This is a genomic window from Amycolatopsis acididurans, from assembly GCF_012328925.1.
Lineage (GTDB): Bacteria > Actinomycetota > Actinomycetes > Mycobacteriales > Pseudonocardiaceae > Amycolatopsis_E > Amycolatopsis_E acididurans.
On sequence record NZ_JAAXLS010000001.1, the window covers coordinates 112,845 to 131,123 of the forward strand.

The window sequence follows — 18,279 nt, forward strand, 5'->3', positions numbered from 1 at the left end:
ATGTCTCCTTCTCGTGGAGTGGTCGGGTGTCTGAACCGAATGTTAGGGAAAAATCGTGCCAGTAGCGAGCCTTGACGCCCAAGACATCGGATGTCTATCGTTCGGCGTGACGCAGGCCATACTGCGGCTCTCACGAAGGAGTGTGCGTGGCTCGAATCATCGCCCTGCAGACCCACGACGTGCGGTTCCCGACTTCCCAGACGCTGGACGGGTCCGACGCGATGAACCCGGATCCCGACTATTCGGCCGCCTACCTCCGGTTGATCACCGACGCCGGTGACGGGCTGGAGGGGCACGGTTTCGTCTTCACCATCGGGCGCGGCAACGACGTGCAGGTCGCCGCGCTGCACGCGCTCGAAGGCCACCTCGTCGGCCGTGACGTCGACCGGACGCTGGCCGATCTCGGCGGTCTGTGGCGTGAGCTCGTGCACGATTCGCACCTGCGCTGGCTGGGTCCCGAGAAGGGGATCATGCACATGGCGATCGGTGCCGCGGTCACGGCGTTGTGGGATCTGCGCGCCAAACGCGAGGGCAAGCCGTTGTGGCAGCTGCTCGCGTCGCTGAGCCCGGAAGAGATCGTCGATCTGGTCGATTTCCGTTACCTGACAGACGCTTTGACCCGGGACGAGGCGCTGGAGATCCTGCGCGCGGCCCGGTCCGGGCGGGCCGGGCGTGAGGCGCGGCTGCTGGCCGAGGGATATCCCGCCTACACCACGACTCCGGGCTGGCTGGGCTACGACGACGACAAGCTCGCCCGGCTGTGCCGCGAGGCCGTCGCCGACGGTTTCACCCAGATCAAACTCAAGGTCGGCGCCGATCTCGACGACGACGTCCGCAGGCTCCGGATCGCCCGCGAGGTCGTCGGCCCCGGCATCCGCATCGCGGTCGACGCGAACCAGCGCTGGGACGTCGCGGACGCGATCCGCTGGCTGGACGCGTTGCGGCCCTTCGACATCGCGTGGATCGAGGAGCCGACGAGCCCGGACGACGTGCTCGCGCACGCGGCCATCGCCAAGGCCGTTTCCCCGATCCCGGTCGCGACCGGTGAGCACGCCGCAAACCGCGTGATGTTCAAGCAGTTCCTGCAGGCGAAAGCGCTTTCCGTGCTCCAGCTCGACGCGACGAGGGTCGCCGGGGTGAACGAGAACATCGCGATCCTGTTGCTGGCAGCCAAATTCGGTGTCCGGGTGTGCCCGCACGCCGGCGGGGTCGGCCTGTGCGAGGCGGTGCAGCATCTGGCGATGTTCGACTATGTGGCGGTGTCCGGCAGCGCCGAGAACCGGATGATCGAGTACGTCGACCATCTGCACGAGCATTTCGTGACACCCGTCGAGGTCCACGGCGGCCGGTACTTCGCGCCGACCGCGGCCGGCGCGGGCACCGAGATGCACAAGGCGTCCATTGTGGAGTACAGCCATGGCTAGCCCGCCGCTCGGCCGGTTCGCGCTCGGGACGGCGAGTCTCGGCAATCTTTACGCGCCGGTCGGAGACGAGCAGGCGCACGCCGTGCTCGAAGCGGCGTGGGAGTGCGGTGTCCGCTACTTCGACACCGCGCCGCACTACGGGCTCGGGCTGGCCGAACGCCGCCTCGGCGCGTTCCTCAAGACAAAACCCCGCGCCGACTACGTGGTGTCCACAAAGGTCGGCAGGCTGCTGGTGCCCGACCCCGAGGGCGCCGCCCGGCTCGACCTCGCCGACGGCTACCACGTGCCCGCGGACCACCGTCGCGTCTGGGACTTCTCCGCGGCGGGCATCCGCCGCAGCCTGGAGGAGTCACTGGCCCGGCTGGGGCTGGACTCGGTCGACATCGTCTACCTGCACGACCCCGACGAATACGACCTGGAACCGGCGCTGGCGCAGGGACTTCCCGCCGTGGCCGCACTGCGCGACGAAGGCGTGGTGCGCGCGGTGGGGCTCGGGTCGAAGTCGACGAAGGCCCTCGCCGCCGGCGCCCGCTCGGGGGCGCTGGACCTGTTGATGATCGCCGGCCGGTTCACGCTGCTCGAACAGCCCGCCGTGGACGACATCGTGCCCGAATGCCGGGCTCACTCGGTCGGCATCGCCGCCGCGGGGGTGTTCAATTCCGGCCTGCTCGCCACGCCGGAACCCTCGCCCGAGGCGCATTACGAGTACGGCCGGGTGCCGCCGGAAGTGCTCGCCACCGCACGCGAGATCGCCGTGGTGTGCACCGAGTTCGGTGTGGACCTGCCGACGGCCGCGCTTCGGTACCCGCTGCGCGAACCCCTCGTGCGCACCGTCGTCGTCGGTGCCGCGAGCGCGGAGGAGGTGCGGCAGAACCACCGGCGCCTGTCGGCGGCCGTGCCCGACGGGCTGTGGACCGCGTTGCGCGACAAGGGGCTGGTGCGGCAATGACCATCGACACGCACCTGCACCTGTGGGATCTCACGGTGAGCGAGTACGCGTGGATCCCCGGCGGCCCGTTGCACTCCACCTACACCGCGAAACAGGCGCGGTCCGAATTGGACTCCGCCGGTGTCGGTACCGCGATTCTCGTGCAGGCGGAGGATTCCGAGGCCGATACCGAGTTCATGCTCGCGCAGGCCGCCGAGCACGACTGGATCACCGGCGTGGTCGGCTGGGTGAAGCTGGAGGATCCGGACACCGCGGCCCGGCAGCTCGACCGCTGGCAGGAGCACGGCGCGTTCCGCGGCGTGCGGCACCTGGTGCACGACGATCCGCGGGAGGGGTTCCTCGAACTGCCCGGTGTGCGCCGGTCGCTGGCGACGCTCGCCGAGCGCGGCCTGACCTTCGACGTGCCCGACGCGTGGCCGAGACATCTCGGCCGGATCGCGCACCTCGCCGCGGCGGTGCCCGGCCTCACCGTCGTGGTCGACCATCTCGGCAAACCGCCACGCGATCCCGAGGCCTTCCGGCGGTGGCGCGCGACGTTGCGCGAGGTCGCGAAACGGTCCAACACCGTGGCGAAACTGTCCGGCCTGCAGCTGCCCGGCGAACCGTTCACCGTCGAAGCCGTGCGGCCAGCCGTGACCGAGGCGCTGGAGGCGTTCGGGCCGGAACGCCTGATGTACGGCGGGGACTGGCCGATGACCGTCCTTTTCGGAGGATACGCCCGCGCCTGGGAAATCCTCTCGGCGCTGATCGGTGAACTGTCCGCACCCGAACGCGAGAAGGTGCTGTCGGGCACGGCGCACCGGGTTTACGGAGGCAGCCGATGACAGGGGTGATCACCGTGACCGAACCGCTGCTCGAGGTCGAGGGAGTGGACAAGAGCTTCCCCGGTGTGCGGGCGCTGCACGACATGCGGCTGGACCTGTCCTCCGGCGAAGTACTCGCGCTGGTGGGCGAGAACGGGGCCGGCAAGTCCACCCTGATGAAACTGTTGTCGGGCATCCACAAGGCCGACGCGGGACATTTCAGGCTGGGCGGAAAGCCCTACGAACCGACCAATCCGCGGCACGCGCTGGAACTGGGCATCAGCATCATCCACCAGGAGTTCAACCTGGTGCCGCATCTGACCGTGGCTCAGAACATCTTCATCGGCCGGGAACCGCGGCGCGGCAAGGTCCTGCTGGACGAGCGCAAGCTCAACGCCGAAGCCACCACATTGCTGGAAAAGCTGGGCCTGCCACTGGATCCGCGTGCCGTCGTCGGCGAACTGACCGTCGCCAACCAGCAGATGGTGGAGATCGCCAAGGCGCTGTCCTACGAACCGCGCGTGCTCATCATGGACGAGCCGACCGCGGCGCTCAACGACGCCGAGGTCGACACGCTGCACGAGCTGATCCGCCGGTTCGTGCGGCCCGGAACGGGCGTCATCTACATCTCGCACCGGATGGAGGAGATCAAGCGGATCGCCGACCGGGTCACGGTGATCCGCGACGGCGAGTACATCGACACGCTCGACGTGGCCACGGCGAGCACGCCGGAGATCATCGCGCTGATGGTCGGCCGCGCGATCAACACCGACGCCCGGCCGCAGGGCGTGCGCGACGACCGCGACGTGGTGCTCTCGGTCGCCGGGCTCGGCACGAAGGACCTGCTCACCGACGTGTCGTTCGATCTGCGCAAGGGCGAGATCCTCGGGTTCGCCGGGCTGATGGGCGCCGGCCGCACCGAGGTCGCACGGGCGCTCGTCGGCGCGGACAAGATCGCCACGGGCACGATCACGGTGCACGGCAAGCGGGTCCGCATCTCCACCCCGGCCGACGCGGCGCGGCTGGGCATCGGGTACCTGTCCGAGGACCGCAAACGGTACGGGCTGCTGCTGGACGCCGACGTCAAGGCCAACATCGCGCTCTCGGCGCTGCGGGAGCAGTTCACCAAGGGCGGCTTCGTGCGGGACCGCGCGCTGCGCACGAAAGTGGGCGAGTACGTCGGCACGCTGCGCATCAAGACACCTTCGCTGGACCAGACGACGAAAAACCTCTCCGGCGGCAACCAGCAGAAGGTGGTGATCGCCAAATGGCTGGCCAAGGACTGCGACGTACTGATCTTCGACGAGCCGACGCGCGGCATCGACGTCGGCGCGAAAGAGGAGATCTACCAGCTGCTCAACGAACTGGCGGCGCAGGGCAAGGCGATCATCATGATCTCCTCGGAGCTGCCGGAGATCCTGCGCATGTCGCACCGCGTCGTGGTGATGAGCGAGGGCCGCGTCACCGGCGTGCTGAACGCGGCCGAGGCGACGCAGGAGAACATCATGCACTTCGCGACCCTGCGGCCCGACGAGAACCCGGCCGACGCGGCCGAACTCGGCCTCATCGCTGAGGAAGGAATCCAGGCATGACCACCGTGAAGGCTCCCGCACGGGAGCGGACCCAGGCCACCGGGCTGACGGGGGCGATCAAGAGCAGGCTGCAGCAACTGCTCGCGTTCGCGAGTCTCGTCGTGATCTACGCGTTCTTCTCGATCGTGAGCCCGTTCTTCTTCTCCTACGGCAACTTCATCGCGATCCTGTTCTCCACGGTGGTGATCGGCACACTCGCCATCGGCACCACGTTCGTCATCATCTCGGCGGGCATCGACCTCTCGATCGGCACCGGGATGGCGTTGTGCGCGGTCATGGCGGGCGTGTTCATGGTGAACATGCACCTGCCGCTGGGGCTGGGTGTGCCGCTGGCGATCCTGTTCGGCGGGCTGATGGGACTGGTCAACGGGATCAACGTGGCGATACTGCGGATCCCGCCGTTCATCGCGACGCTGGCGATGATGCTCGTCGCGGAGGGGCTCGCGCTGGTGCTGTCGCATTCGACGCCGATCTACTTCAGCGATGTCGCCGGCTACACCGACCTCTCCACCGGCAACCTGATCCCGAACGTGCCGAACGCGGTGCTGATCCTGCTGGTCGTCGCGATCATCGCGGGCGTGTTGCTGACCAAGAGCGTGCTCGGCCGCTACACGTACTCGATCGGCAGCAACGAGGAGGCCACCGCGCTGTCCGGGATCGACGTGCGGAAGTGGAAGATCGCGATCTACGCGTTCGCGGGCTTGTTCACCGGGCTCGCGGGCGTGATGATCTCGGCGCGGCTCGGTTCGGCGCAGCCCGCGACCGGGATGGGCTACGAACTGCAGGCGATCGCCGCGGTGGTGATCGGCGGGACGTCGCTGTCCGGCGGCAAGGGCTCGATCATCGGCACCCTGATCGGCGCGCTGATCATCTCGGTGCTCAACAACGGCCTGCAGATCATGTCGATTCCGCAGGAATGGCAGAACGTCATCCTCGGCGGCGTGATTCTCGTGGCGGTGTACACGGACCGGATCCGGAAAAAGGAAGCCTGAACAAAGGAGTTCACGCATGAGGACACGGAAGATCGTCGCCGCGGCCGCCGGCGCGGTGCTCGCGCTGAGCCTGGCGGCGTGCGGCCAGAGCGGTACCTCTGGCGCGAGCGGGAATGGCGGACCGCTGATCGCGATCGTCTCGAAGGGGTTCCAGCACCAGTTCTGGCAGTCGGTGAAGAAGGGCGCGGAGGACGAGGCCGCCGCCAAGGGCGCGCGGATCACCTTCGTCGGCCCGCCGACGGAGAAGGACGTCGAGCAGCAGGTCAACATGCTGACCAACGAGCTGGCGAAATCGCCGCAGGCACTGGGTTTCGCGGCACTGGACTCGCGGGCCGCGGCGCCGCTGCTGCAGCAGGCGAAATCGCAGAAGATCCCGGTCGTGGCGTTCGACTCCGGTGTGGACAGTGACATCCCGGTGACCACCGTGGCCACGGACAACAAGGCCGCGGCGGCGGAGGCCGCCAAGCATCTCGCCGAACAGATCGGCGGCCAGGGCAAGGTCGCGATGGTCGTCCACGACCAGACGAGTCTGTCCGGCAAGGACCGGCGCGACGGGTTCATGGCGTGGATGAAGCAGAACGCGCCCGGCATCACGGTGCTGGAGCCGCAGTACGGCGGTGGTGACCAGCTGGAGTCGGCGAACATCACCAAGTCGATCATCCAGGCGAACCCGGACCTCAAGGGCATCTACGCGTCCAACGAGGGTTCCGCGATCGGCGTGATCAAGGGCGTCGAGGAGAGCGGCAAGTCCGGCGCGATCAAGATCGCCGGATTCGACTCGGGCAAGGCGCAGATCGACGCGATCAACAGCGGCGTGATGGCCGGTGCCGTCACGCAGGACCCGGTGGACATGGGCAGGCAGCTCGTCGACGCCGCGCTGAAGGCGATCAAGAACGAGCAGCTGCCCAAGCGCATCGACACGGCCTACTACTGGTACGACAAGTCCAACATCAACGATCCGAAGATCGCGGCCGCGCTGTATCAGTAGTGAACGCGCCCGCCTTCGCGGCGGCGCAGGCGGCCCCGGCGGCCCGCACGGCGGCTTCGTCGTCGAGCAGGCCGCCGTCCAGCAGGAACCGGTAGTACAGCGGCGCCGACACCGCGCGGATCACCTCGCGCGTGTCGGTGCCGGCCGGGATCTCGCCGCGCTCGACGGCCTGGCGGGCGCACGGCTCCCACTCCTCGATCCGGACCTCGTAGAACCTCCGCAACGCCGCCGCGGTGCGCTCGTCGCACGTCGCCGCCGCGATGACCGCCTTGAACAGCGGGCCCTGCCTGGCATCGGTCAGGGTGCGCCGGACCAGCCGCGCGTTCGCGGTCAGATCTCCCAGCAGCGCACCCGTTTCCGTGCGCGGTACCGACTGCTCGGCCATGTCCTCGAGCAGATCGGTGACCAGCGCCGTCACCGTGCCCCAGCGCCGGTACAGCGTCGTCTTGCCGACCTCGGCGCGGCGCGCGACCTCGGCCAGGTCCAGGTGCGCGAAGCCCTGTTCGGCCAGTACGTCTCCCGCCGCCTCCAGCACGGCCGCCCGCACCCGCGCGGTGCGGCCACCAGGGCGAACGGTGCCCGGTTCCATAAATGGGTCTCCAGTTCCGTTAGTTGTGCTAACCTGACCGCATTCTAACGGAACTATGGAACCATTAAGGGGATGTCGTGGAGTACAGGAGACTGGGTGCGTCGGGACTCGAGGTGCCCGTGCTGAGCTTCGGCGCGGCCACGTTCGGCGGGCGGGGCGCGCTGTTCGGCGAGTGGGGCGACACCGACGTGGCCGGGGCGCGGCGGATGGTCGACATCTGCCTGGACGCGGGCCTCACCCTGTTCGACACCGCGGACGTCTACTCGGACGGGGCGTCGGAGGAGGTGCTCGGGCAGGCGATCAAGGGGCGCCGGGACCGGGTGCTGATCTCGACCAAGACGGGGCTGCCGTGGGAAGGCGGCGCCGGCACCTCGCGCGTGCGGCTGATCAAGGCCGTGGACGACGCCCTGCGCAGGCTGGGCACCGCCCACATCGACCTGTTCCAGTTGCATGCCTACGACGCGGGCACCCCGCTCCACGAGGTACTGTCCACACTGGACGATCTGACGCGTGCAGGGAAGATCCGGTACGCCGGGGTATCGAACTTCTCCGGCTGGCAACTGATGGCCTCGCTCGACCTCGCCGACCGGTACGGCTACCCGCGGTATGTCGCGCACCAGGTGTACTACTCACTCGTCGGCCGCGACTACGAATGGGATCTCATGCCGCTCGGCCTCGTGCAGGGCGTCGGCGCGATGGTGTGGAGCCCGCTCGGCTGGGGCAGGCTGACCGGCAAGGTGCGCCGCGGGCGGCCGCTGCCGGCCCGGAGCCGGCTGCACCGCACCGCCGACTACGGCCCGCCCGTCGAGGACGAGAAGCTCTACCGTGCCGTCGACGTCCTGGACGAGATCGCCGAGGAGACCGGCAAGGCGGTGCCGCAGATCGCGCTGAACTGGCTGTTGCGGCGCCCGACCGTCGCGTCGGTCATCGTCGGGGCCCGCGACGAGCGGCAGCTGCGGCAGAACCTGGGCGCCGTGGGCTGGTCGCTGACCGACGCGCAGATCGCGCGCCTGGACAAGGCCTCGGCCACGACGGCCCCATACCCGCATTTTCCTTACCAGCGCCAGGAGGGCTTCGCGCGGTTGAATCCGCCGCCCGTGTGACCTGGACTTAAGGTGTAGCCCTGCGATGTGGTCAGGGAGGTCCGGCGGCTGTGGTGGACAAGCGGAGACGTGGCAGGCCGCCGGCGAGCGCGGGGCCGAGCACCAGGGACCAGATCCTCAAAGCCGGGCGCGAGGTGTTCTCCGAACTCGGCTACGAGGGCACCACCTTCAAGGCGATCGCCGAGCGCGCCGGGCTCACCCGGCCCGCCGTGAGCCACTACTTCCGCAACAAGGAGCTGCTCTTCCTCGCGTTGTCCGAATCGGCACGCGACACCGTGGTCACGGCCGGTGCGGACCGGGCGGGCGGCGCGATCACGCTGCCGGACCGGCTCGCGGCGTTCCTGGACTCGGCCATGCAGGTCGACTCCGCCGATCCCTCGTTCGCGCGGTTCATGGCGGCTTCGGTGCTGGACGCGTTCCGGCATCCGCAGCTGCGCGAGGCCGCGCACGGCCAGCTCGACCACGTGCGTGCTTTCGTGCGCCAGGCCCTCGAAGCCGCCGTCGCCGAGGGCGAGGTGCGGCCCGACCTCGACGTTCCGGCCGTCACCGAGATGCTCATCGCGGTGCTGTGGGGGATGGGCCTCTACGCCGGTTTCGTCGGCACCCACGAACAACTGGAGGACGTGGTCGCGCAGTTCGTCCGGCTGCTCACCGGCGATCTCTGGTAGCTCAGGACACGATCCGCCGCAGCAGCTGCACCAGCTGGGCCCGTTCGCCTTCGTCGAGTGCGCCCAGTGCCTCGTCGTCGACCTTCGTGGCCAGCTCACTCGCCTTGGCGAACGCGTCGCGGCCGGAGTCGGTGATCACGACCAGCCGGGTGCGGCGGTCGTCGGGATGTGGATCGCGGCGCACGTAGCCCTCCCGCTGCAGGTCGTCGACCAGCGCGACCACCGCGCTGGGGTCGATGCCCAGCAGCTCGCCCAGCTCGCGCTGCGACAGCCCGCCGTGCTCGGCCGTGGCCATCAGCACCGTGTAGTGCCGTGCCCGCAGCCCGAACGATTCCAGCTCCCGGTTGAGGTTGCGGATCAGCCGCCCGCCGGCCAGCGACAGCAGGAAACCCGCGTCGCCGTCGAGCGTGCGGCCCTTTTTCGAAGTGGTGATGGCTCCTCCTCCCGCCTCCGTCGGCCCATTGTGCCACCCGGCCACGTGATGAGAACAATCATTGACAGGCCCAACGATTGATGAGTACACCTATTCTCAGCACATCTCGACGAGGAGGGCTGGAATGGACTTGACCGGCAAGGTCGCGATCGTGACCGGCAGCGGGCGCGGGCTCGGTCTGGCGTATGCCAGGGAACTGGCCGCGGCGGGGGCGAAGGTCGTCGTCAACGACGTCGACGCCGCGACCGCCGAGGCAGCCGCGAAGGAGATCACCGACGCCGGCGGCACCGCCGTCGCCGAGGTCGCCGCCGTCGGCCGCACCGAGGCCGCGGAAGCGCTGGTCGCTCGCGCGGTGGACGAGTTCGGCAGGCTCGACGTGCTGGTCACCAACGCGGGCGTGCTGCGCGACAAGGTGCTGTGGAAGATGTCCGACGACGACTTCGACACCGTCATCGACGTGCACCTGCGCGGCACCTTCACCTGCGCCCGCGCCGCCGTGCGGCGCATGCGGGAGCAGGGCGAGGGCGGCAGGCTCATCCTGATCGGCTCCCCGGCCGGTCAGCGCGGCAACTTCGGGCAGACCAACTACTCCGCGGCCAAGGCGGGCATCGTCGGTTTCGCCCGCACCTGGGCGATGGAACTGGAGCGCGCCAACATCACCGTCAACGCCGTCATCCCGGTCGCCGCGACCGCGATGACCGAGACGATCCCCGCGCTCAAGCCCTACGTCGACGCGCTGCGCGCCGGTGAGCCGATGCCGCCGTTCGCGCGCACGGCACTGGCCTTCGGCACGCCCGAGGACGCCGCCGGGCTGGTCGCGTTCCTGGCCTCCGACGCCGCTTCGGGCGTCACCGGGCAGGCGATCGGCATCGGCGGGGACCGGCTGTCGCTGTGGTCGCATCCGCAGCAGGTCGTCGCCGCCTACGCCGACGGCGGCTGGCGTCCCGGCGCGATCGCCGAAGCGTGGCCGACGACGGTGGGCGCGCAGTTGCAGACTGTGGGCGAGAACCTGCCCGAACCGCCCGCCGCATAAGGAGATCACCGTGGATCACGAAAAGCTCGACGCGATCGATGTGCACGTCCACATCGAGACCGACGACCACGGGCACCTGTCCCTGCCCGACGATTTCCTGGAGGCAGCGTCGGCGCATTTCGGTGCCGACGCCAAGCGCCCGACGCTGGACGAGATCGCGGCCTACTACCGCGAGCGCAACTTCGGCGCCGTCGTGTTCACCGTCGACATCGAGTACTTCTCCGGGCATCCCGCGTTGTCCAACGAGGAGATCGCCGAGGGTGCGGCCCAGCACCCCGACGTGCTGATCCCGTTCGCCAGCATCGATCCGCACAAGGGCAGGGCCGGTGCGCGGCGGCTGCGGCGGCTGGTGGAGGACCACGGCGTGCGCGGCCTGAAATTCCACCCGAGCATCCAGGACTTCGCGCCGAACGACGGCACCGCCGACCCGCTGCTGGACGTGGCACAGGAGTACGGCATCCCGGCGTTGTTCCACACCGGACAGACGGGGATCGGGGCGAACATGCCGGGCGGGGGCGGTGTCCGGCTGTCGCTGTCGAACCCGATGCTGCTCGACGACGTGGCCGTGAAGTTCCCCGGACTGACGATCATCATGGCGCACCCGTCGTTCCCGTGGCAGGACGAGGCCCTGGCCGTGGCCACCCACAAGCCCAACGTCTACATCGACCTGTCCGGCTGGTCGCCGAAGTACTTCCCGCCGCAGCTGGTGCGCTACGCGAACTCGCTGCTGCAGGACAAGGTGCTGTTCGGCTCGGACTATCCGCTCATCACGCCGGACCGGTGGCTGCGCGATTTCGACAAGCTCGACATGAAACCCGAAGTGCGCCCCAAGATCCTCAAGGGCAACGCGGTGCGCGCACTCGGACTGGACGAGGAGAAGGCATGAAGGTCACTTTCGACGAGCTGAAGACCCTGGCGGGCACCGATCTCGGCACCAGCGACTGGATCACGGTCGACCAGGGCCGGATCAACATTTTCGCCGACGCGACCGACGACCACCAGTGGATCCACGTCGATCCGGAGAGAGCCAAGGACGGCCCGTTCGGCGGCCCGATCGCGCACGGCTACCTCACCCTGTCGCTGATCATTCCACTGTGGACGAATCTGCTGGACGTCGAGGACGTGACGACGAAGGTCAACTACGGCATGAACAAGGTGCGTTTCCCCGCGCCGGTGCCCGCCGGCGCGCGGATCAGGCTGGCAGGCAGGCTCGCCGACGTCGCGGAGGTCGCCGGTAACGGTGTGCAGATGACGGCCGACCTCACGGTCGAGATCGAGGGCGGCACCAAGCCCGCGTGCGTGGCCCAGACGGTCATGCGCTTCTACCACTAGGCACGGCACGAGAGGTCGACGATGATCTACCGCAGCCCGCTTCCCGACATCGCCATCCCGGACGTGACGCTCACCGAGTTCGTGATCGGGGGAGCGCGGCGGTACGGGGACGCGACGGCACTCGTGGACGGCGTGACGGGGGAAAGCCTGACCTACGCCGAGTTGCGCGACTCGGTGTACTCCGCCGCCGCCGGGCTCGCCGCGCTCGGCTTGGGTCCCGGCGACGTGGTCGCGCTGATGAGCCACAACCAGCCCCGGTTCGCGGTCGCGCTGCACGCCGCGATCGCGGCCGGGGCCGCGGTCACGCCCGTCAACCCGGTGTTCACGCCGGCCGAGGTGGTCAAGCAGCTCACCGCCGCGAAGGCGAAAGTGCTGATCGTGGCGGAGGAGGCGGAGGCCAAGGGACGCGAGGCCGCGGCGGCCGCCGGTATCGAGCACGTGTTCACGCTCGGCTCGCTGCCGGCCGGCGGCGAGCCGCCCGCGCAGGATCTCGACCCGGCCGCCACCGTCGCGGTGTTGCCGTTTTCCAGTGGTACCACCGGAGTTCCCAAGGGCGTGCGGCTGACCCACCGCAACCTGGTGGCCAATCTCGCCCAGACCAGGGTGGGCTGGAAGATCGGCCGGGACGACGTGCAGGCCGCGGTGCTGCCGTTCTTCCACATCTACGGGTTCACGATCATCCTCAACTCCGGGTTGCTGGCCGGCGCGAAGGTGGTCACGCTGCCGCGCTTCGAACCGCGCGGCTACCTCGCGGCGCTGGCCCGGTATCGCGTCACGCGCGCGTACTTCGCCCCGCCGATGGTGCTCACGCTCGCGACCGCGCCGGAGGTGGAGGACTACGACCTGTCCTCGCTGAGGTTCGCGCTGTGCGGGGCGGCGCCGCTGGATGTCGAGGTCACCGAGCGCGCGGAGAAACGGCTGGGCTGCCGGATCCGGCAGGGCTACGGGATGACCGAGGCGAGCCCCGGCACGCACCAGGTCTTCGACGACGAGTTCGCCACCGTGCCGCCCGGCAGCGTGGGCCGGCTGTCGCCGAACACCGAGGCGCGACTGGTGGAGCCGGGCACCGACACCGACGTCGGACCGGGTGAGACCGGTGAGCTGCTGATCCGCGGCCCGCAGGTGATGGCCGGGTACCTGAACAACCCGGAGGCCACGGCCGCGACGGTGACCGATGGCTGGCTGCACACGGGCGATCTGGTGCGTGCCGACGACGACGGCGTGTTCTGGATCGTGGACCGGCTCAAGGAACTGATCAAGTACAAGGGTTACCAGGTGGCGCCCGCGGAACTGGAGTCGGTGCTGCTGACTCATCCCGGCGTGCGGGACGCGGCCGTCGTCGGTGTTCCGCACGCCGAGGGCGGGGAGGCGCCGAAAGCCTTTGTGGTGGCCGGAAAACCGCTTGACGGCGAAGAGCTGATGGCGTACGTAGCCGAGCGTGTGGCGCCGTACAAGAAGGTGCGCGAGATCGAGTTCATCGACGCCATCCCCAAATCACCGACCGGAAAGATCCTGCGGCGGATGCTCAAACGCTGAACCGGTACTCGGCGGGCGTCCGGCCGGTCTCGCGTTTGAACACGTGGCCGAAATGGGACGCGCCACGGAAACCCCAGCGGGTGCCGATGCTCGACGCCGGTACCCGGGCCAGCGCCGGATCGGCCAGGTCTCGGCGGCACATCTCGATCCGGCGGGTCCTGATCCACCGCCCGACGCTGGTTCCGGTCTCCTCGAACAAGTGATGAAGGTGCCGCGGCGAGATGTAGTGCGCGGCGGCGATGCGGCCCGGGGTGAGCCCGGGATCGCCGAGATTGTCCTCGATGTAGCCCTTCACGTGTCCCAGCAGATCCCACTGCGCGGCGGGCTCGCCGCCGAGTTCGACGCGCAGCAGGGCACTCACCAGGTCCATCGCGCCGCGCACCGCGGCCGGCCCGTGGTCGCCGAGCGTCTCCAGATTGCGGTTCAGGCTGATCAGCAGATCCCACACGGTCGCGCTCAGCCCCGGGCCGTACTCGAACGCCGTCGCGGTGATCCCGGCCAGCGGCTCGGGTGCGCGTGAGCCCAGGCGCTCCTTGGGAAACCGGATGCACGTCGAGGAGTAGTCGTCGCTCGCGGTGATGGCGGCGGGCCTGGACGAGTCGTACACCGCGAACAGGCCCGGTTTCAGCACCGCGATCTTCTCGTCCTGGGTCATCCGCAGCTCGCCGGACAGTTGCAGGGTCAGCACGTAGAACCCGCTGTCCGCCTGGGAAATCGTGGCGGCATCGCGGTAGGCGGCGTGCCTGCCGCAGCTCATGTTGATGAAGCTGACCCCGGCCAGCGAACGGTTGGTGAAGATCCCGGCGAAGGCGCGTGGGCGGTCGCAGTCGAACTGGAAGCGCATGACACCACGCCGCACGGCGCTGGTCCACGAGCCGAACGGCACCGTCCGCTCGCTCTGGGAGACCAGGTCGGCGGCATGCTCCGCGACTGACGTCATCGTCGCTCCACGGTTTGGCTGCGCGCTCAACCACACGCTACCCGCCGCCCGGGCCGAGTCAACCCCGCACGGACACGACAGGGTCGTGCGCTCTGGCGCAATGCCTTCGCGGCGCGGATCTTCCTAGTGTTTTCAGTGCAGTACCCCTCAACGCGGAGGTTGCCATGGCCTATCTCGAAGGCTCCCATCACGTGACGTTGTCGGTGGGGCACGCGCAGGAGGACGTCGATTTCCACGTCAAGGTCCTCGGGATGCGCTTCATCAAGCGCACGGTCCTGTTCGACGGCTCGCTGCCGATTTATCACCTCTACTACTCCAACGCCAACGGCGATCCCTCCAGCGTGGTGACGACGTTCCCGTGGGCGCAGGCCGGGTTCTTCGGCAAGCGCGGCACCAACCAGGCCCGCGAGGTGCTGCTGTCGGTGCCGCACGATTCGCTCGACTTCTGGCACCGGCGGCTGACCGAGCACGACGTCGAGGTGGCCGACGTCGAACGGTTCGGGCAGCGGCGGCTCGCGTTCCGGCATCCCTCGGGCATCGAGTACATGTTCGTCGGCAACACCGGCGACGACCGGACCGGGCATCCCGGTTACGGCGTTCCCCCGGAGTGCGCGATCCACGGCATCCACGGGGTCGGTGTGCACATGTCCACTCCGGACCGGATGCTCGAATTCGCCACGGATTCGTTCTTCTCCCAGGGCAAGCTCTCCGAGGAAGGGGACGTCGTCGCGCTGCAGGTGGGCAACCAGAAGGTGGGCAACCACATCGAGATCACCTACAACCGCACCGACGACCAGGGCACCTGGCGTTACGGCGCGGGCACCTACCACCACTTCGCGTGGAACGCGGCCACCCTGGAGAACCAGGACGAGGTCAAGTTCGCCATCGAGGGCGCGGGCTACACCGACATCTCCGAACTCAAGGACCGCAAGTACTTCAAGAGCGTCTACGTGCGCACGCCCAGCGGTGCGCTGTTCGAACTCGCCGTCACCCACGCCGAGGGCGGCTGGACCTGCGACGAATCGCCTAAGGAGCTGGGCACGAAATTCCAGCTGCCGGAACAGTTCGAGCACCGGCGCGAGGAGATCTTCGCGAAGCTGGAGCCGATCGAGATCTAGGAGAGCCCGGATGAGCGCACCACACGTGGCGGGCGGTCATCAGGTGACCGTCCGTCGTGGGCAGTTCTGGATTCCCGGCGAACGCGTGGAAACCGAGGGCGGGACGGTGCAGCGCGGGCCGATGTTCGTGTCCTGGGAGGCGCCGCTGTCCCAGGCCCATCCGCTGCCGCTGGTGCTCGTGCACGGCGGTGGCGGGCAGGGCACGGACTGGACCGGCACCCCGGACGGGCGGCCGGGCTGGGCCACGCGGATGGTGGAGGCGGGTTTCGCCGTGTACGTCGTGGACCGGTGCGGGCACGGGCGTTCCCCGTACCACCCCGACGTGATCGGGCCGATGGGTGCGCCGCTGAGCTACGAGGCCGCGACCGGGTTGTTCGCGCCGGGGGAGTTCGATCCCGATCAGCTCCTCGCCTCGATGGGACCGCTGCCCGCGGACCTCGCGGAATCGCAGCGGATGGACGCCGACCGGCTCGCCCGGCTGCTCGACCGCACCGGCCGGGCGGTGCTGGTGACGCATTCGCTGGGCGGCCCGGTCGGCTGGCTGACCGCGAACGCCCGGCCGGACCTCGTCGCGGCCATCGCCGCGATCGAACCCGTCGGGCCGCCGTTCGCGGAACTGCCCGGAATGGGCACGCTGACCTGGGGCGTGACCAGCGCGCCCGTCGCGTGCGACCCGGCCGGCGGGCGCCCGGAAGACGTGCCGGGACGGCGCATCCCGGGCCTGGACGGGCTGCCGGTCGCACTGGTCACCGGTGGCGCGTCGGCGTTCGCCGGGTTCGCCGGCGAGATCATCGGGTTCCTGCGCGGGGCGGGCGCCCTGGCCGAGCGCCTGCACCTGCCCGAGCACGGCATCGACGGCAACGGCCACGGCCTGATCTTCGAGTCCAATTCGGACGACACCGTGAAACCGGTGCTGGAGTGGATTCTCGCGCAAGGGAAGGAGTGACGATCCATGGGGCAGCTGCATGTCAGCGACGAGTTCGACGCGCTCATGGCCCGGCTGGACGGGATCGCCGGGGTGCTGGAGGACAACGCCGACCAGGGCGAGGAGATCGGCAGGCTCACCGACGAGGCCGCGAAGGCACTGAAGGAAACCGGCGCGTTCCGGGTCGGTGTTCCGCGTGCGCTCGGCGGCTACGAGTTCTCGCCGCGCCAGGTGATCGACACGATCGCGAAGATCACCTACACCGACGCCTCCGCGGGCTGGGCGTTCATGGCAGTGCAGATGGTCACCGGCACCACCGCCGCCTACCTCGGCGAAAAGGCCGCCGGTGTCCTGTTCCCCGACGTCCGAAGTGGACATCACGCCTTGATCGCCGGGCAGGGCACGAAACTGGGCAAGGCCGTCACGGCCGAGGGCGGCTACCGGATCAGCGGGCACTGGCATTTCGCGTCCGGAATCCCGATGTGCAGCCACATCCACACCGCGGCGTTCTGCGAGCAAACCGGCGAGGCGCTGGTGTTCACGCTGCCCGTCGAACAGGCCACACTGATCGACAACTGGGACGTGATGGGCCTGCGCGCCACCGCGAGCATCGACTACACGGTCGACGACGTGTTCGTGCCGGAGGAGTTCGTGTACCCCATCGCCACGATGGACGTGCGGCTCGGCGGCGCGATCTACCGCATGGGCCTGGCGAACATGGCCGGCATCTGCCACACCGGCTGGGCCTTCGGCGTCGGCCGCAGGATGCTGGACGAGATGCGCGCCCTCGCCGCGAAGAAGACCGGCAATCCCGGCGCGACCGTGGACACGCACCAGTTCTACGCCGAGTACGCGCAGGCCGAGGCGAAGCTGCGGGCGGCGCGCGCGTGGGCGATGGAGGTGTGGGCCGACAACGAGGCGACCCTGGATCGCGGCGAGAAGCTCTCGACCGAGCAGGAGACGGTCACCCGGCTGATGCTCAACAACGCCACCTGGTCGGTGCACGCCGCCGGACTGGCCGCGTACAAGTGGGCGGGCACGGCGGCGCTGCGACGTGGTGCGCTGCAACGGTTCTTCCGCGATCTGCACGCCGGAACCCAGCACGTCACCTCGGGCCCGGGCGTGCTGCAGGGCTGCGGAAAGTGGCTCGCGGGCCTGGCCCCGGACGCGCACTGGGAGTTCCTGGAGCTGAAAGGGTGACGGCGATGCTCGAATGGGGCCCGCCGAGGGACCGGGCGGCGTGCGCGGTGCTCGCGGTGCACGGCCGCGGCCAGGACCCCGGATTCATGCGGGACACCGCCGCGCGCTTCGGCGCGGTCAACGCCCGGTTCTACGCACCCGAAGCGCCCGGCAGCAGCTGGTATCCGCATCCGTTCCTGGTCGAGCCGACGCGCAACCAGCCCGCGCTGGGCCGTTCCCTGAGCACGATCGGCACCTGCGTGGAACGCCTGGGCGAACAGGGTTTCGGACCGGAACGCGTGGTGCTGTGGGGCTTTTCGCAGGGCGCGTGCCTGCTCAGCCAGTACCTGCTCACTGTCGCGCCGCGCGCCTATGGCGGCGCCGCGCTGTTCACCGGCGGCTACCTCGGCCCGGGCTCCGTGCCACCGCCCGCGGGAAATCCGTTGCGCGGACTGAATGTTGTGCTGCGCAGCATCGAACACGACCCGTTCGTGCCCAGCCGGCGCGTCGAGGAGACGGCCGCGGTGCTGACCAAGGCCGGTGCGTCGGTGGACCTGCGCATCGACCCCGGCGACGAGCACATGATCACGGGCGAGGCATGCGCGGCCGCGGCGCGGTTGCTGGGCTCGGTGGTGCCGATGCCCGCGGCGCCGGGGTCCTAGGTCCTGTCACCAC

Annotated in this window: 19 protein-coding genes; 16 read left to right on the forward strand and 3 right to left on the reverse strand. The window is 69.2% G+C overall.

The genetic code is table 11. From position 1 onward, the window contains the following. The first annotated feature begins 146 nt into the window (after positions 1 to 146). From HFP15_RS00540 to HFP15_RS00565, 6 genes are read left to right on the forward strand one after another with little or no spacing between them, the layout of a single operon-like run. A complete protein-coding gene (locus tag HFP15_RS00540) occupies positions 147 to 1,424 on the forward strand; it encodes an enolase C-terminal domain-like protein (RefSeq protein ID WP_168510208.1) in 1,278 nt (425 codons plus the stop codon). After that, positions 1,417 to 2,373, forward strand: coding sequence for an aldo/keto reductase (locus HFP15_RS00545; protein WP_168510210.1), 957 nt, complete (start codon positions 1,417 to 1,419; stop codon positions 2,371 to 2,373). The genes HFP15_RS00540 and HFP15_RS00545 overlap by 8 nt, the downstream gene beginning before the upstream one ends. Continuing rightward, a complete protein-coding gene (locus tag HFP15_RS00550) occupies positions 2,370 to 3,197 on the forward strand; it encodes an amidohydrolase family protein (RefSeq protein ID WP_168510212.1) in 828 nt (275 codons plus the stop codon). Before HFP15_RS00545 ends, HFP15_RS00550 begins: the two co-directional genes overlap by 4 nt. After that, a complete protein-coding gene (locus HFP15_RS00555; protein ID WP_168510214.1) occupies positions 3,194 to 4,768 on the forward strand; it encodes a sugar ABC transporter ATP-binding protein in 1,575 nt (524 codons plus the stop codon). Before HFP15_RS00550 ends, HFP15_RS00555 begins: the two co-directional genes overlap by 4 nt. Beyond that, positions 4,765 to 5,760, forward strand: a complete 996-nt coding sequence (locus HFP15_RS00560) for an ABC transporter permease (protein ID WP_168510216.1) — start codon at positions 4,765 to 4,767, stop codon at positions 5,758 to 5,760. The genes HFP15_RS00555 and HFP15_RS00560 overlap by 4 nt, the downstream gene beginning before the upstream one ends. A 16-nt stretch (positions 5,761 to 5,776) precedes the next feature. Beyond that, complete coding sequence (locus tag HFP15_RS00565; protein ID WP_168510218.1) at positions 5,777 to 6,748, forward strand: ABC transporter substrate-binding protein; 972 nt, start codon at positions 5,777 to 5,779, stop codon at positions 6,746 to 6,748. Here the strand turns inward: HFP15_RS00565 and HFP15_RS00570 are convergent. Continuing rightward, a complete protein-coding gene (locus HFP15_RS00570) occupies positions 6,711 to 7,337 on the reverse strand; it encodes a TetR/AcrR family transcriptional regulator (RefSeq protein ID WP_168510220.1) in 627 nt (208 codons plus the stop codon). The two genes, HFP15_RS00565 and HFP15_RS00570, sit on opposite strands and share 38 nt — an antisense overlap. A gap of 77 nt (positions 7,338 to 7,414) precedes the next feature. Between HFP15_RS00570 and HFP15_RS00575 the strand changes: the two genes are divergently transcribed. Then, positions 7,415 to 8,440, forward strand: coding sequence for an aldo/keto reductase (locus tag HFP15_RS00575; protein ID WP_168510222.1), 1,026 nt, complete (start codon positions 7,415 to 7,417; stop codon positions 8,438 to 8,440). A gap of 53 nt (positions 8,441 to 8,493) precedes the next feature. Then, positions 8,494 to 9,108, forward strand: a complete 615-nt coding sequence (locus HFP15_RS00580) for a TetR/AcrR family transcriptional regulator (protein WP_312871345.1) — start codon at positions 8,494 to 8,496, stop codon at positions 9,106 to 9,108. Position 9,109: 1 nt separating this feature from the next. Here the strand turns inward: HFP15_RS00580 and HFP15_RS00585 are convergent, their stop codons facing one another. Beyond that, positions 9,110 to 9,586, reverse strand: coding sequence for a MarR family winged helix-turn-helix transcriptional regulator (locus tag HFP15_RS00585; protein WP_312871346.1), 477 nt, complete (start codon positions 9,584 to 9,586; stop codon positions 9,110 to 9,112). 79 nt (positions 9,587 to 9,665) lie between these two features. On the opposite strand from HFP15_RS00585, the gene HFP15_RS00590 reads away from it, so the two are divergent. Genes HFP15_RS00590 through HFP15_RS00605 form a run of 4 tightly spaced genes read left to right on the forward strand, consistent with a single transcriptional unit; the run spans position 9,666 to position 13,442 of the window. Continuing rightward, positions 9,666 to 10,574: an SDR family NAD(P)-dependent oxidoreductase gene (locus tag HFP15_RS00590; protein ID WP_168510226.1), complete on the forward strand. Its 909-nt coding sequence runs from the start codon at positions 9,666 to 9,668 to the stop codon at positions 10,572 to 10,574. A gap of 10 nt (positions 10,575 to 10,584) precedes the next feature. Continuing rightward, the gene (locus HFP15_RS00595; RefSeq protein WP_168510228.1) at positions 10,585 to 11,460 is read left to right on the forward strand and encodes an amidohydrolase family protein; all 876 of its coding nucleotides are present in this window, start codon (positions 10,585 to 10,587) and stop codon (positions 11,458 to 11,460) included. After that, entirely contained in the window at positions 11,457 to 11,906 is a 450-nt protein-coding gene (locus tag HFP15_RS00600) for a MaoC family dehydratase (protein ID WP_168510230.1), read from the forward strand. The genes HFP15_RS00595 and HFP15_RS00600 overlap by 4 nt, the downstream gene beginning before the upstream one ends. A 21-nt stretch (positions 11,907 to 11,927) precedes the next feature. Next, complete coding sequence (locus HFP15_RS00605) at positions 11,928 to 13,442, forward strand: AMP-binding protein (RefSeq protein WP_168510232.1); 1,515 nt, start codon at positions 11,928 to 11,930, stop codon at positions 13,440 to 13,442. Here HFP15_RS00605 and HFP15_RS00610 read toward each other — a convergent pair. Continuing rightward, positions 13,432 to 14,382, reverse strand: coding sequence for an AraC-like ligand-binding domain-containing protein (locus HFP15_RS00610; RefSeq protein WP_168510234.1), 951 nt, complete (start codon positions 14,380 to 14,382; stop codon positions 13,432 to 13,434). The genes HFP15_RS00605 and HFP15_RS00610 overlap by 11 nt on opposite strands. Before the next feature lie 164 nt (positions 14,383 to 14,546). On the opposite strand from HFP15_RS00610, the gene HFP15_RS00615 reads away from it, so the two are divergent. Genes HFP15_RS00615 through HFP15_RS00630 form a run of 4 tightly spaced genes read left to right on the forward strand, consistent with a single transcriptional unit; the run spans position 14,547 to position 18,266 of the window. After that, on the forward strand, positions 14,547 to 15,500 hold the full coding sequence (locus HFP15_RS00615) for a VOC family protein (protein WP_168510237.1): 954 nt from the start codon (positions 14,547 to 14,549) through the stop codon (positions 15,498 to 15,500). 10 nt (positions 15,501 to 15,510) lie between these two features. Next, the gene (locus tag HFP15_RS00620) at positions 15,511 to 16,446 is read left to right on the forward strand and encodes an alpha/beta fold hydrolase (protein WP_210716585.1); all 936 of its coding nucleotides are present in this window, start codon (positions 15,511 to 15,513) and stop codon (positions 16,444 to 16,446) included. 6 nt (positions 16,447 to 16,452) lie between these two features. Further along, entirely contained in the window at positions 16,453 to 17,625 is a 1,173-nt protein-coding gene (locus HFP15_RS00625) for an acyl-CoA dehydrogenase family protein (protein WP_168510239.1), read from the forward strand. A 5-nt stretch (positions 17,626 to 17,630) separates the two neighbouring features. Next, positions 17,631 to 18,266 carry an alpha/beta hydrolase gene (locus tag HFP15_RS00630; protein ID WP_168511215.1) on the forward strand — a complete coding sequence of 212 codons (636 nt, stop codon included), beginning with the start codon at positions 17,631 to 17,633 and terminating at the stop codon, positions 18,264 to 18,266. Positions 18,267 to 18,279: the final 13 nt, after the last annotated feature.

What these genes read in the sequence shown, in the direction of transcription:
- HFP15_RS00625 (WP_168510239.1), top strand. Translation starts at nt 16,453, where the DNA reads ATGGGGCAGCTGCATGTCAGCGACGAGTTCGACGCGCTCATGGCCCGG.
- HFP15_RS00615 (WP_168510237.1), top strand. Translation starts at nt 14,547, where the DNA reads ATGGCCTATCTCGAAGGCTCCCATCACGTGACGTTGTCGGTGGGGCAC.
- HFP15_RS00565 (WP_168510218.1), top strand. Translation starts at nt 5,777, where the DNA reads ATGAGGACACGGAAGATCGTCGCCGCGGCCGCCGGCGCGGTGCTCGCG.
- HFP15_RS00545 (WP_168510210.1), top strand. Translation starts at nt 1,417, where the DNA reads ATGGCTAGCCCGCCGCTCGGCCGGTTCGCGCTCGGGACGGCGAGTCTC.
- HFP15_RS00605 (WP_168510232.1), top strand. Translation starts at nt 11,928, where the DNA reads ATGATCTACCGCAGCCCGCTTCCCGACATCGCCATCCCGGACGTGACG.
- HFP15_RS00560 (WP_168510216.1), top strand. Translation starts at nt 4,765, where the DNA reads ATGACCACCGTGAAGGCTCCCGCACGGGAGCGGACCCAGGCCACCGGG.
- HFP15_RS00610 (WP_168510234.1), bottom strand. Translation starts at nt 14,382, where the DNA reads ATGACGTCAGTCGCGGAGCATGCCGCCGACCTGGTCTCCCAGAGCGAG.
- HFP15_RS00570 (WP_168510220.1), bottom strand. Translation starts at nt 7,337, where the DNA reads ATGGAACCGGGCACCGTTCGCCCTGGTGGCCGCACCGCGCGGGTGCGG.
- HFP15_RS00600 (WP_168510230.1), top strand. Translation starts at nt 11,457, where the DNA reads ATGAAGGTCACTTTCGACGAGCTGAAGACCCTGGCGGGCACCGATCTC.
- HFP15_RS00590 (WP_168510226.1), top strand. Translation starts at nt 9,666, where the DNA reads ATGGACTTGACCGGCAAGGTCGCGATCGTGACCGGCAGCGGGCGCGGG.
- HFP15_RS00555 (WP_168510214.1), top strand. Translation starts at nt 3,194, where the DNA reads ATGACAGGGGTGATCACCGTGACCGAACCGCTGCTCGAGGTCGAGGGA.
- HFP15_RS00630 (WP_168511215.1), top strand. Translation starts at nt 17,631, where the DNA reads ATGCTCGAATGGGGCCCGCCGAGGGACCGGGCGGCGTGCGCGGTGCTC.
- HFP15_RS00550 (WP_168510212.1), top strand. Translation starts at nt 2,370, where the DNA reads ATGACCATCGACACGCACCTGCACCTGTGGGATCTCACGGTGAGCGAG.
- HFP15_RS00620 (WP_210716585.1), top strand. Translation starts at nt 15,511, where the DNA reads ATGAGCGCACCACACGTGGCGGGCGGTCATCAGGTGACCGTCCGTCGT.